The sequence below is a fragment of the Actinomadura sp. NPDC048394 genome, assembly GCF_040651755.1.
Classification (GTDB): Bacteria; Actinomycetota; Actinomycetes; order Streptosporangiales; family Streptosporangiaceae; genus Spirillospora; species Spirillospora montaniterrae.
Window position 1 is genome coordinate 42,559 of the sequence record NZ_JBEZJL010000046.1, and the last position, 12,255, is coordinate 54,813.

The window sequence follows — 12,255 nt, forward strand, 5'->3', positions numbered from 1 at the left end:
CGTCCGCGTCGGGAGACTCCGCGTCAGGAAAGGCAGACATGGACATCCGGGACGTCCGGTTCAAGGTCTCGGCCGTCGCGGCCGCGGTGGTGCTGGTGGCCGGGTTCCTCCTCTACCTGCAGCACAGGTCGTCGTCCGGCGGGGACGAGCCCTACACCGGCCCGCCCGCGACGCCCGGCAGCCCCGCCGCGCGGCCGGGCCAGACCCGCCGCATCGCGCTGAACACCCAGCCGTCGGACTACCCGCGGCTGAAGGAGCTCGGCTACAACCTGGTGGACGCCAAGCCGGACGACGCGCTCGTCGCGGGCGTCCCCGAGGGGATGCAGGCGCTGCTGTGGGTCGGCAACTTCACCTGCGGCGACTTCGACCTGGACTACGACGCGTTCACCCGGGCCGTGCAGCGGTACGGGCACAACCCGAAGGTGTACGGCTGGTACCTGTCGGACGAGCCGGACACCGGGCGCTGCCCGAAGGTCGCCGGCGAGATCCGGCGCCGCGCCGACTACATCCGGCAGAACGCGCCCGGCCAGGTCTCGTTCATCTCGCTGACCGACTGGCCGATGAAGCAGCTCGCGCCGAAGCGGGTCGGCGTCGACCTCTACGGCCTCGACCCCTACCCCTGCAAGGGCTCGTCGGACGTGCAGGAGTCCTGCAACATCGGGGCGATCGACCGGATGGTCCGGATGGCCGACGACGCCGGCATCCCGCGCGCGCGGGTCGTACCCGTCCTGCAGGCGTTCGGGCAGAGCTGCACCAAGGGCGACAAGCAGTACTGGCTGCCGACGCAGGCGCAGTTCCGGAAGATCCTCGCCCGCTGGGACAAGCTCGCGCCGCGTCCCCCGCTGGAGATCTCCTACTCGTGGGGCCACCAGTCCGAGTGGGCGTGCCCGTCGCTCGCGGACGCGTCCGGCGGCGACCATCCCGACCTGCAGAGCATCATGAAGGCCCGCAACACCGCGAAGTGAGACCCGCGCCGGCGGCCCCCGGAGGCGTCAGTGCTTGGGGTGGTCGGCGACCGCGGGATGCGCGTCGGAGCCCAGCGGCACGTTGAACGCCCCCATCTTCAGGGCCAGGACCTCGCCGCCCGCGACGAGCAGGACGAACACCACCGCCATCAGGCCGAGCTGCGCCCGGTTCGGTTTCTTGAACGTCGGCCTGCCGCCCAGTTTTCCACTGAAAGCCGCCCGACCACCGCGGTTCACGCGCACCTCTTCAACCCCCCAGTTACCGCAAGAAACCTAACACAACACCGCACAACACCCGGGCCGGACACGCCCCTGTCGGCGTGGTCCGGCCCGGGCCCGGGACGGCCGTCCGGTCAGGAGACCCGGCGGCTCGTCAGGTTCGCGGCGCGGGCGTTCACGCACGCGCCCGTCGCCAGGTCGAACGCAAAGTTGTGCGCCAGGCAGTGCACCTGGCCCTCGCGGATGACGGCGCCGACCGACAGGTCCTCGCCGGCGTGCGGGCAGTACCGGGGGATGTCGTAGCACCCGCCGGCCCACTCCACGGTGATCCGCTCGCTCTCGTCCCGCCCCGTCTCGTAGGCCTCGACGGCGTTCAGCGCGGGCGCGTTCGCGTGCTTGAGCAGCCCCACCAGGTAGTCGTTGTAGACGTCCGGGTCCCGGTAGAGGCTGAGCCGGAAGGAGATGAGCAGGTCCTCCCAGGCCATCCGGCCGGTCAGCACGGAGTCCAGCCAGCGGCCGGCCGTGGTGATCCGGTAGTGCGGGCGGGCGTCCGGGGACGCCTTCCCGGCCGTCAGCCCCTCCGGCGAGAAGTCCACGTCCCAGACCCCGCCGTTCGGGCCGGTGATCTCGAACCGGACCAGCATCGCGATCTGCCGGAGGAAGTAGTCGCTGAGCGTGCCGAGGTGCGCGAAGTGGGCGACGAACCGGTCGTACAGGTCGGGGCCGGGCTCCGGGTACTCGGCGAGGACGCCCTCGATCAGCTCCTTGCGGTCCTCGGCGTACTGCTTGAGGTAGGCGGGACGCTCGTCGTCGGCGAAGGAGAACTCCGCCGAGACGGGGTCCCGGACGACCTCGCCGGTGTCGAGGTCGACGGTGTCGCCGGGCTTGAAGAAGTCCCAGCGCTGCTGCGGCAGGTGCTCGCGCAGCCACTCGGTGGACACCTCGGGGTCGCAGAACGCGCCGTCGCGCTGGCCGAGCACCCAGTTGAGGTGGTCGACCTCGCCGTCCAGGAAGCACGGCGGCCCGGCGAACGGGACGGCGAGCTCCGGCTGCGTCTGCCGGACGAGGCGCTGCGCGGCGCGCAGCTTCGACACCCGCTTGTCCATCGAGACCTTGGCCATCTCCTCGGGCGGGTACTCGTAGCAGATCGGGTGCCAGGACGCGCCGGAGGTCTGCAGCGCCATCAGGTCGAGCCGGCCGCCGGCGAGGTGCTTGGCGCGGCGGGCCTGCGCGGCGGTGAGCCGGGCGTCGTTGCAGTGCAGGATCCCGCGCCCGTCCGCGACGATGAGAAAGGCCGCGTCATGGCACATAGGGGAGAGTTCCGGAATGACCGTTATCCAGGAGCCCCGATTGTCGAGCGGGAATTTCTCCCAGGGCTCTATCTCGATTACCTGGCGGGAACCCGCGGCTTCCGCCATCCGTTCCCGGAAGGCCGGGCCCGGATAGCGCGGAATGAGGATCCGGGTCCGCCGCGGAAGCCGGCCGATGACCCAGGGGTCGAAATGATCAAGGTGCTCGTGCGAGACCGCCACCCAGTCCGCGGCGAGCAACCGATCGACGTCGAGGTGATCGTTTCTGGGGTACTGGTGCCAGGCCCCGATAAAGGCCCCCGTCGGAGCGAGCCACGGGTCTGCGAGCAGGTGGAACGCCCGGGCGTGCACCGACACCCCCGCGTGTCCGGTAAATGTGACCGTCGGCATACCGAGACTGTCCCTCGCCGGCCCCGCGGGCGCACCCGCCCGAATGCGCAAAGCGGCTACGCCGTAGGCATGAAGGAAATGCCACAAGGCGAACTGACAATCCTGACTTAGACGCTCGGAGAAAGACCCGAGTTTACCCGGATCGAGGCATGTCCACTTCCGGTCAGGCACCGGTCTGTTGCGGTCAATTGACTGGACACGACCCGGCACGGGGGGTGACCGTCGAAGGCGGTGCTGGTAAATACGGACGGGGGTCCATTCATGATCAACGGGCGGTCACGTTCCTCCCCCGGTGCCGGCGCGGGCGTGGGGACGCTCGCCGCCGCCCCGGTGCGCGAGGACGGGCGGACGGCCGCGCGCGAACCCGTGCGGCCGGATCCGCCGGCCGTGCCGGAGACGGCTGGCGAGCACGCCCTGTGGAAGCGGCGGCTGCGGCACGACATCCGGCACGAGCTCGGCACGATCATCATGCTGGCGTCGGCGGTCGTGGTCGCCGAGGACGTCGGCGACGGCAGCCGCGCGCGGATCGAGCAGCTGCTCGGCGAGACCCGGTGGCTCGACCACCTGCTCCGCCGGCTCGACGAGGACGACGACGACCAGCCGATGCCGAGCCCCGAGCGGATCCGGGTCGACGAGCTGACCGCCGAGGTCGTGACCGGCATGCGGCTCGCCACCCCGCACGAGGTCTGCTTCGCCGGCGGCGAGGCGTGGGCGCACATGGACCCGGTCGCGCTGTGGCGGGCCGTCCGCAACGTGCTCGACAACGCGTGCCGCGTCGCCGAGGGCCGCGTCAACGTCCACGTCGAGGCCGACCAGGGCTGGGTCGTCATCCAGGTCGACGACGACGGCCCCGGTTTCGGCGCGGGCCCGGGCGGCTCCGGGGCGCGGCGCGGGCTGGCCTCGCTCGGCCTCGGCATCGTCCACGACCTCATCTCCGGCTACGGCGGCAGCCTGGAGATCCGCACCTGCGAGATGGGCGGGGCGCGGGTGCGGATGCTGCTGCCGTCGGCGCCGCCGCTGCGCGACCCGGCGCCCCTGGAGCAGGCGCCCCTCGAGCAGGCATCGCACGAGCAGGCATCGCACGACCCGGCGCCCCACGCCGACGACTGGCGGCCGCACCCATGAGAGTGATCATCTGCGACGACCACGCCGTCTTCGCCGACTCGCTGTCGCTGGTGCTGTCGGACGCCGGGCACGTGGTGGTCGGCGTCGCCTACTCGCCGGAGGAGGCGCTGCCGGTGCTGCGCGGCCGGCAGGCCGACGTCTGCCTGATCGACCTGCAGTTCCCGTCCGGCACCGCGCTGGACTGGATGCCGCGGCTGCGCACCGCCGCGCCGCAGACCCGCTTCGTGGTGCTGACCGGGTTCCTGGAGCAGCACGTGCTGGAGGCGGGCGTCGCGGCGGGCGTGCGCGGGTTCGCGCACAAGGGCCAGCAGGCCGGCGACATCCTCACCGTGCTGCGCCGGGTCGCGGCCGGCGAGGTCGTCGTCGACCAGGCCGCGCGGGCCGACGCCGTCCGGCCGCGCACCCAGGCGCAGCGGGTGGCGCGGTTCCTCACCCCGCGCGAGCGGGAGGTGCTGACGCGGCTCGCGCGCGGCGAGTCCACCCAGGCGCTGGCGAAGGCGATGGGCGTCACCCGCAGCACGGCGCGCAGCCACGTGCAGAGCGTGCTGAGCAAGCTCGGCGTGCACTCGCAGCGGGAGGCGGTCATCGAGGCGGCCCGGCACGGGCTGGTCAGCGTCGAGACGGGTGAGTGGCTGGCGGGCTGACACGTGGCGGGGGACGGCCGAATCCGGACAGAGCGGGCGCGGCCGGGACGCGTTAGCGTCCACCTGGGAGGGAGGGGTTCCCATGCCTCGACGGGGAGGCGCGCTGCCCGTCTCGGACGCGGCGGTCCTCGGCTGCGCGGACGCGTTCGCGCGCGGCGTGCCGCACGACCGGCTCGACCGGCTGCGCTCGCGGACGCCGGTCGTCTGGCAGGACGCGGACGCGGCGGAGCGGCCGGGCGCCTGGGCGGTGCTGCGGTACGCCGACGTCCAGCACGCCCTCACGCGCCCGCAGCTGTTCCCGCCGGAGGACGACGGCGTCCTGCACGGCCCGCGGACGCGCGAGGCCTACGGCGCCGAACGGCTCGCGGCGGAACCACCCGGCGCGGGACGGCGCGGTGGCCGGCAGGCGGGCCGCGGCGACCCGGACGCGATCCCGGACGACGCGCCGGGCCGCGCGCCGATCGACATGGACCCGCCCATGGCCGCGATGCTGGACCGGATCCCGCGCGGCGACGCGGTGGACTTCGTCCGGCAGGTCGCGCACGACCTCCCGGGGACGCTGCGCAACACCCTCGCGGGCGGCCTGCACGCGCTGCTGCGCCACCCGGACCAGTACGCCCGGCTCCGCGCGGACCGCGCCGACGAGCGGCTGATCGACAGCGCCGTCGAGGAGATGCTGCGCTGGTGGACGCCGGTGCTGCAGGTGCGGCGGCGGGTGCGGCGCGCGACGGAGGTCGGCGGGGTGCCGCTGCTGCCGGGCGAGCGGGTGGCGCTGTGGCTGGTGTCGGCCAACCACGACGAGGACGTCTTCGCCGACCCCGGCCGGTTCGTGCCCGAGCGGTTCGCGCAGGGCGGCCGGCCGCACCTGTGCTTCGGCACCGGCCGGCGCGCCTGCCTGGGGGCGCGCCTCGCCCGGGTGCACCTGCGGGCGTTCCTGGTCGCGCTGCTGGAGCGGCCGGCGGTCGCGCAACCGGCGGGGGAACCGGTAATGTCGCGGTCGAGTGCCCGTCACGGTTTCGAGCGGCTGCCGATCCGCTGGAACGGCTGAGGGCGGGCCCGAGCGCCCTGTGCGCCATCTCACCGGATCGCGGCGACATCCCGCCGCCTCCTCAGCGACCCCCGAACCGGCCCCGGACCGCCGACCCGCGGTCCCGCGCCCCGCCGGCGGTCGCACCGGAACGGTCCACCGCCGGTGGCCGTGCGCTGAACTTCGACCGGAGCTCCGCCGTACGTCGGCAGAGCGACCCGCTGCGCGCCCGCACCCCCGGGCGCGGAACCGGAGGGGGCTGGTTGTGGGGCTGACGAGTTCGGGCCTGCTCGCCGTGCTGTCGCTGCTCACGGCGGCGTGCCTGGGAGCGACGGTGTGGCTGTGGCCGCGCGCCGCGGGCGGCGGCGTCCGCGCCGTCGCGAGCCGCGCGGCGCTGCTGCTCGGCTGCCAGGTCGCCGTCCTGCTGACGCTGCTGGCGTCGGTGAACACCTACTACCTGTTCTACGGCTCGTGGCGCGACCTGCTGAGCGCCGCGGGCGGCGCGTCGACGGAGATGCCGCATCCGCCGCCCGCGGGCACCGGGGCCGTGGCCGCGAGCCAGGCCGTCCGGAAGGTGCGGGCCGACCTCGACCCGGGCGGGAAGGGCAAGCACGCGGCGGCGCGGGACGGGCAGGTCGAGCATCTCGACATCCGCGGCATCCGCACCGGGATCTCCGCCGAGGCCTACGTCTACCTCCCGCCGCAGTACTTCCAGCCCGCCTACGCGGCGCGCCGCTTCCCCGTCGTCCTGCTCATCGCCGGGTACCCGGCCGCCGACCGGATGGTGTGGATCGACAAGGGCCACATCCCCGAGGACGCCGCGAAGGCGCTCGCCGCCGGCCGGATCCAGCCGATGATCTACGTGATGATGCGGCCGACCGTCGAGGAGGGCTGGGACACCGAGTGCGCCGACGTGCCCGGCGGCCCGCAGGTCGAGACGTTCTTCGCGCAGGACGTCCCGGAGGCGGTCTCCGGCGCGTACCGGACGGCGCGGGCCCGCACCGGCTGGGGCCTCGCCGGCTACTCGACCGGCGGGTTCTGCGCGGCCAAGCTCCTGCTGCTGCACTCCGACCGGTTCTCCGCCGCCGCGAGCATGGCCGGGCACTTCGACGCGCTGCTCGACCGCACCACCCGCGAGCTGTACGGCGGCAGCAAGGCGATCCGGCGCGGCAACGACCTCGTCTGGCGGCTGCGGAACCTGCCGCAGCCGCCGGTGTCGGTGCTGGTGGCGTCCGCGGACGTCGGCGAGAAGACGTTCCCGTCGGCGCAGCGGTTCATGAAGGCGGCGCGGCCGCCGCTGGTCGTCGACAAGCTGCTGCTGCCGACGGGCGGCCACAACTTCAAGACCTTCCGCAGGTACATCCCGCCGTCGATCGCGTGGCTGAGCGCGCACCTGAAGGGGGAATGATGGAGCCGGTCAGTGCGGCGTTCCTCGCCCTGGTGTGCGTGCCCGCCGGCGCCTGCGTCGTCGCCGCGGTGGTGCTGTGGCCGCGGTTCGCCGGGCGCGGCGCCCGCCCGGTGGCGGCCCGGACGGGGCTGCTGCTCGGCTCGCAGGCGCTGCTGACCGCGTCGGTCGTGCTGCTGGTCAACCGGTACTTCGTGTTCTACGCGACCTGGGACGACCTGCTCGGCGGCACCACCACGAACGCGACGGTGAAGCAGGTGCAGCCGAGCCGCGGCGCGGAGTCGGCCCCGGCGGGGCTCGCGCACCGGGTGACGACGGAGCTCGGCCCGAAGCGGCGCGGGCACCAGCGCGACCCGGCCGAGGACGGGCGGGTCGACCGGCTGGACGTCGAGGGCGCGCGCAGCGGCCTCGGCGCGCAGGCGTACGTGTACCTCCCGCCGCAGTACTTCCAGCCCCGGTACGCGAACCGGCGGCTCCCGGTCGTGGTCTCCATCGCCGGCGACGGGTCCGGCACCGGGACGGTGTGGCTGCGGCAGGCGCGGCTGGCCGACGCGGCCGTCGCCGCGGTCCGGGCGGGCCGCGCCCAGCCGATGATCTACGCGGCGGTCGGTGCGGTGCGCCGGTTCGCGCCCGGTCCGGCGGCGCGCGGCGTCCGCCCGGCCGGGTGCCTGGACCTGCCGGGCGTCGCGGGCGGGCAGGCCGAGACGTTCCTCGCGCAGGACCTGCCGCTCGCGCTGGCCGGCACGTACCGGCTGCCGGAGGCGCGCGCGGGCTGGGGCGTCACCGGCATCGGCACAGGCGGGCAGTGCGCCGCGAGGCTGGCGATGCTGCACTCCGACCGGTTCACCGCCGCCGCGGCTCTGAACGGCCGGTTCGGGCAGCCCGCCGGCGGCTCCCCCGCCGACGCCCGGACGGTCGTGAAGCTCAAGGCCGGGACGGGGAAGGCGCCGCACGGCCGGACGGGCCCCGCGCCCAAGCCGCGGCCGGACGACCCGTACGGCGGCAGCGAGGCCTACCGGCTGGAGCAGGACCTGACGTGGCGGCTCCAGCACCTCCCGCCGCCGCCCGTCTCGGTGCTGGCCGCCGCCCCGGCGACGGGGCCCGACGCGGAGGCGGCCGGGCGGTTCGCGGCGCTCGCGAAACCGCCGATGCGCGTGGACACGATGCCGGTGCCCGGCGCCCCGGCGACGCTGAGGCAGTGGCGCGACCGGCTGCCGGCCGTCCTGGAGTGGCTCAGCGCCCGCCTGCGAGGCGAATGACCGGCGGGCGCCGCTTCTGGGCGCCCGCGAGCGCTGCCTCTGGGCCCGCGGGCGCCGCCTCTGCCAGCGGGCGCTACCTCCCGGGGAGTAGGCGCGCTGCCTCCTCCCGGCCGACGTGCCGCCGCGCGCGGGTGGCTAACGTGCAGGAATGAGCACTTCGCCGCCGCCGGGGGCGGTCCGGCCGCACTGGCCGCGGCCGTCCTCGTGGCCCGTCTGGGTCGTCCCGCTGCTCGTGCTGTTCGTCGAGTTCTTCGGGACGATGGCGGCGCAGCACGGCGCGACCCGGGACCGGCCGTGGAACCGCGGCGACGGCTGGGGGCACGGGCCCGGCTGGGGCGACGGCTCCTCCGGCTACGGCACCACGCACCTGGACGCGCTCGGCTTCGCGATCGTCGTCGCGGGCCCGGCGCTGCTGCTGCTGCGCCGCCGGTACCCGGTGCCGACGCTCGCGGCGACGGGCCTGCTCACCGGGCTGTACTTCCTGCGCGCCTACCCGTACGGGCCGGCGTTCGCGGCCGTCGGCGTCGCGATGCTGGGCGCGATCGTCGCCGGCCACCGGCTCGTGACCTGGGCCGGGACGGCGGTGTCGGTCGCGGTGTACTTCGGGATCACCGCGCTGATCGGCCTGCCGTTCGGGGAGCGCGGCGCGTCCGGCCGGGCGTTCCCGGTGGAGGAGCCGAGCGTCGGCGGCGTCAGCGTGGTCGTCGGCTGGTCCCTCGCGGTGCTGGTCACCGCCGAGCTCGTCCGGATGACGGGGCAGCGGGCCGCCGAGCGGGCCCGCACCCGGGCCGAGGAGGAGCGCCGGCAGGCCAGCGAGGAGCGGCTGCGGATGGCGCGCGAGCTGCACGACGTGCTGGCGCACAACATCTCGATGATCAACGTGCAGGCGGGCGTCGCGCTGCACCTGATGGACGGCGACCCCGAGCAGGCCCGCACCGCGCTCGCCGCGATCAAGGAGGCGAGCAAGGAGGCGCTGACCGAGATGCGGTCGGTGATCGGGGCGCTGCGGGCGCAGGGCGAGACCGCGCCGCGCTCCCCCACCGCCGGGCTCGGCCGGCTGGACGACCTGCTCGCCCGCGCCCGCTCCGCCGGGCTCGCGGTGGACGCCGAGACCACCGGGGAGCGGCGGCCGCTGCCCGCGGGCGCCGACCTCGCCGCGTTCCGGATCGTCCAGGAGTCGCTGACCAACGTGACCCGGCACGCCGGGCCGGGCCCGGTGACGGCCCGGGTCCGCATCGCCTACCGTGAGCGGGAGATCGAGGTGCGGGTCGAGGACGACGGCCGGGGCGTGTCCCTGCTCGACGACCATCCGGGCGGCAGCGGCATCCGCGGCATGCGGGAGCGGGCCGCCGCGCTCGGCGGGACGTTCGACGCGGGCCCGCGGCCGGGCGGCGGCTTCGCCGTCCGGGCGACGCTGCCGCTCACCGGCGACGCCGAGCCCGGGGACGAAGGAGCCGACGACGCGGCGGACGGCTCCGGCGGCGGCGCCGGCGAGGGGACTCCCGCGGAGAGGGGCGGTCAATGATCAAGGTGCTGCTCGCCGACGACCAGGTGCTGGTCCGGGCCGGGTTCCGGGCGCTGCTCGACGCCCAGGACGACATCGAGGTGGCCGGCGAGGCGAGCGACGGCGAGGAGGCCGTGGCGCAGGCGCGCCGGCTGCGCCCGGACGTGATCCTGATGGACATCCGGATGCCGGGCCTGGACGGGCTCGCCGCGACCCGCCGGATCGCCTCCGACGAGCGGCTCGGCGACGTCAAGATCGTGATCTTGACCACGTTCGAGCTGGACGAGTACGTGTTCGAGGCGCTGCGCGGCGGGGCGAGCGGGTTCCTGGTCAAGGACACCGAGCCGGTCGAGCTGATCCACGCCGTGCGGGCGGTCGCGGCGGGGGACGCGCTGCTGTCACCGGGAGTGACGCGGCGGCTGATCGCCGAGTTCGCGGCGCGGGCGAAGGAGCCGGCCCCGTCGCCGCGGCTGAACGCGCTGACCGACCGGGAGCGCGAGGTGATGGCGCTGGTCGGCGAGGGGTTGTCGAACGAGGAGATCGCGGCCCGCCTCGTGGTGAGCCCGGCGACGGCGAAGACGCACGTCAGCCGGACGATGGTGAAGCTCGGCGCGCGGGACCGGGCGCAGCTCGTGGTGTTCGCCTACGAGTCGGGACTGGTCAAGCCGGGCTGGCTGCCCTAGAAAGGACGGGCGGGCGCCCGGCGTCCCCCCGGGGAGCCCCCTGCCCTGGAAATTCACACTCTGTCGCGATTCACTGTTCCCGTCCGTGGTGACATGACAAGGTGGAACGCACAGGCTGTCACCGAAGCGAAGGAGTCCGGTGCCGCACGACACGAGGATCCTCGCCGTCGACGACCGCGAGGAGAACCTCACCGCCCTCGCGGCGGTGCTCGACGCGCTACCGGTCGAGGTGGTGCCCGCCTCGTCCGGGCAGGCGGCCCTCAAGGAGCTGCTGAGCGACGACTTCGCGCTGATCCTGCTGGACGTCGTGATGCCGGGGATGGACGGTTTCGAGACCGCCCAGCACATCAAGGCCCGGCCGCGCACCCGGGACATCCCGATCATCTTCCTGACCGCGGCGGGCGGGGAGAGCGAGCAGGCGTACCGCGGCTACGCGGCGGGCGCGGTGGACTTCCTGACCAAGCCGTTCGACCCGTGGCTGCTGCGCGCGAAGGTGTCGGTCTTCGTGGACCTGCACCGCAGCAACCTGGAGCTGCGGCGGCAGGCGGCGCTGCTGCGCCGCACCCTCGCCGAGAACGGCGCCGGGCCGGGCGAGGCGCCGGACGCGGCGAGCTGCGGCGGGCTGCTGCCCGCGCTGGACGAGCGGCTGTCCCGGGTCGAGGACGCGCTGGCCCGGATGCGGTCCGGGGAGCCGGCCGACGAGCTGGAGGCGCTCGTCGCCGACCTGCGGCTCGCCCTCGACGCGTTCTCCGCCGGAACCTGACCCGCAGCGCCCTGACCCCGCCGGAACCTGACCCGCAGCGCCCTGACCCCGCCGTGACCTGACTCGGCCGGGGGCCTGAACCCGCTGCGCCCGAGGCCTCGCGAACCCTTTCCCTGACGGGCTTCCGGACGCCCGTCAGTAGTTACTTACAGTAGTGGGTTTCGGCCTGTCCCCAGACGGCGATGCCAGCGTCCACTGTGATCGATTCCGCAGGTCACCGGCCCGGTTTCTTTACCTTCGAGTTCTCTGTACCGGTTTGCCGCAAGTAAGTACTTGAGGGTAACTTGCACTCACCGTCACGCACGTGACCCGCATCACCGGGCGCCCCCGCCCGGACCCCCGACCCCCAGGAGCCCCCATGACCGACTCCGCCGAGCCCGCCGACGCCCGCCTCGGCCGCGTCCGCTGGAAGCGTTTCGCCGCCATCGCCGCCCCCGCCGCGGTCGGCGCCGGCGCCCTGGTCTTCATGACCGCGCAGGGCGCCATCGCCTCCTCGTTCGCCGTCTCCGGCAGCAGCTTCAAGGTCAGCGCCGACTCGCTCAACGGGACGGGCTTCGTCCAGTACGGCGACGTCGACGCCAGCAAGGACGGCACGAAGCACCCGGTGCAGGTCTCCGGGATCAAGAACGCGACGATCACCAACATGTGCCAGTCGGTCAAGGTCGGGCCGTTCACGCTGCGGCTCACCGCGGGCGACAAGGGCACCCCCGTCCAGGCGTCCGACCTCGTCCTGGACGTCGAGCAGCTGAACGCGAACGCCGAGTTCTCCAACATCGAGATCGGCCGCGACGCCAGCACCCTCGACAAGGGCCCGAACGGCGCGAAGGGCGCCGCCGGGATGTTCGGCCAGCAGGCCGACTCGATCAAGCTGACCGGCGTCAAGCAGGTCGCGTGGGCGACCACCGCCGGCACCTTCAAGCTGAGCGACCTCAGCATGAAGCTCGGCAAGGAGTGCTTCTAA

The 12,255-nt window shown here is 74.2% G+C and carries 11 protein-coding genes and 1 pseudogene; 10 read left to right on the top strand and 2 right to left on the bottom strand.

The annotated features are described in order from the left end of the window. Positions 1–38 precede the first annotated feature (38 nt). Positions 39–965 carry a hypothetical protein gene (locus tag AB0C78_RS30345; RefSeq protein WP_360754384.1) on the top strand — a complete coding sequence of 309 codons (927 nt, stop codon included), beginning with the start codon at positions 39–41 and terminating at the stop codon, positions 963–965. 27 nt (positions 966–992) lie between these two features. On the opposite strand, the gene AB0C78_RS30350 is transcribed toward AB0C78_RS30345, so the two are convergent. Continuing rightward, the gene (locus AB0C78_RS30350) at positions 993–1,202 is read right to left on the bottom strand and encodes a hypothetical protein (RefSeq protein ID WP_360754386.1); all 210 of its coding nucleotides are present in this window, start codon (positions 1,200–1,202) and stop codon (positions 993–995) included. 116 nt (positions 1,203–1,318) lie between these two features. Continuing rightward, on the bottom strand, positions 1,319–2,494 hold the full coding sequence (locus AB0C78_RS30355; RefSeq protein WP_360754388.1) for a Rieske 2Fe-2S domain-containing protein: 1,176 nt from the start codon (positions 2,492–2,494) through the stop codon (positions 1,319–1,321). Positions 2,495–3,145: 651 nt separating this feature from the next. On the opposite strand from AB0C78_RS30355, the gene AB0C78_RS30360 reads away from it, so the two are divergent. The 9 genes and pseudogenes from AB0C78_RS30360 to AB0C78_RS30400 all read left to right on the top strand — a co-directional run bounded on the left by AB0C78_RS30360 (position 3,146) and on the right by AB0C78_RS30400 (position 12,255). Continuing rightward, positions 3,146–4,009 (top strand): ATP-binding protein, encoded by an 864-nt coding sequence (locus AB0C78_RS30360; RefSeq protein ID WP_360754391.1) that lies wholly within the window; start codon positions 3,146–3,148, stop codon positions 4,007–4,009. Further along, positions 4,006–4,653, top strand: coding sequence for a response regulator transcription factor (locus tag AB0C78_RS30365; RefSeq protein WP_151541094.1), 648 nt, complete (start codon positions 4,006–4,008; stop codon positions 4,651–4,653). Before AB0C78_RS30360 ends, AB0C78_RS30365 begins: the two co-directional genes overlap by 4 nt. Positions 4,654–5,227: 574 nt before the next feature. Next, a pseudogene (locus AB0C78_RS30370) lies at positions 5,228–5,701 on the top strand (cytochrome P450); the annotation flags it as partial. Positions 5,702–5,945: 244 nt separating this feature from the next. Then, positions 5,946–7,088 (top strand): alpha/beta hydrolase-fold protein, encoded by a 1,143-nt coding sequence (locus tag AB0C78_RS30375; RefSeq protein WP_360754393.1) that lies wholly within the window; start codon positions 5,946–5,948, stop codon positions 7,086–7,088. Next, a complete protein-coding gene (locus AB0C78_RS30380) occupies positions 7,088–8,344 on the top strand; it encodes a hypothetical protein (protein ID WP_360754396.1) in 1,257 nt (418 codons plus the stop codon). Before AB0C78_RS30375 ends, AB0C78_RS30380 begins: the two co-directional genes overlap by 1 nt. A 148-nt stretch (positions 8,345–8,492) precedes the next feature. Beyond that, positions 8,493–9,869 (top strand): sensor histidine kinase, encoded by a 1,377-nt coding sequence (locus AB0C78_RS30385; protein ID WP_360754399.1) that lies wholly within the window; start codon positions 8,493–8,495, stop codon positions 9,867–9,869. Then, positions 9,866–10,531, top strand: a complete 666-nt coding sequence (locus AB0C78_RS30390) for a response regulator transcription factor (protein ID WP_151541099.1) — start codon at positions 9,866–9,868, stop codon at positions 10,529–10,531. Before AB0C78_RS30385 ends, AB0C78_RS30390 begins: the two co-directional genes overlap by 4 nt. Before the next feature lie 139 nt (positions 10,532–10,670). Next, the gene (locus AB0C78_RS30395) at positions 10,671–11,294 is read left to right on the top strand and encodes a response regulator (protein ID WP_360754402.1); all 624 of its coding nucleotides are present in this window, start codon (positions 10,671–10,673) and stop codon (positions 11,292–11,294) included. A gap of 358 nt (positions 11,295–11,652) precedes the next feature. Next, complete coding sequence (locus AB0C78_RS30400; RefSeq protein WP_360754405.1) at positions 11,653–12,255, top strand: DUF6230 family protein; 603 nt, start codon at positions 11,653–11,655, stop codon at positions 12,253–12,255.

What these genes read in the sequence shown, in the direction of transcription:
- AB0C78_RS30345 (WP_360754384.1), top strand. Translation starts at nt 39, where the DNA reads ATGGACATCCGGGACGTCCGGTTCAAGGTCTCGGCCGTCGCGGCCGCG.
- AB0C78_RS30355 (WP_360754388.1), bottom strand. Translation starts at nt 2,494, where the DNA reads ATGTGCCATGACGCGGCCTTTCTCATCGTCGCGGACGGGCGCGGGATC.
- AB0C78_RS30360 (WP_360754391.1), top strand. Translation starts at nt 3,146, where the DNA reads ATGATCAACGGGCGGTCACGTTCCTCCCCCGGTGCCGGCGCGGGCGTG.
- AB0C78_RS30365 (WP_151541094.1), top strand. Translation starts at nt 4,006, where the DNA reads ATGAGAGTGATCATCTGCGACGACCACGCCGTCTTCGCCGACTCGCTG.
- AB0C78_RS30380 (WP_360754396.1), top strand. Translation starts at nt 7,088, where the DNA reads ATGGAGCCGGTCAGTGCGGCGTTCCTCGCCCTGGTGTGCGTGCCCGCC.
- AB0C78_RS30385 (WP_360754399.1), top strand. Translation starts at nt 8,493, where the DNA reads ATGAGCACTTCGCCGCCGCCGGGGGCGGTCCGGCCGCACTGGCCGCGG.
- AB0C78_RS30390 (WP_151541099.1), top strand. Translation starts at nt 9,866, where the DNA reads ATGATCAAGGTGCTGCTCGCCGACGACCAGGTGCTGGTCCGGGCCGGG.
- AB0C78_RS30400 (WP_360754405.1), top strand. Translation starts at nt 11,653, where the DNA reads ATGACCGACTCCGCCGAGCCCGCCGACGCCCGCCTCGGCCGCGTCCGC.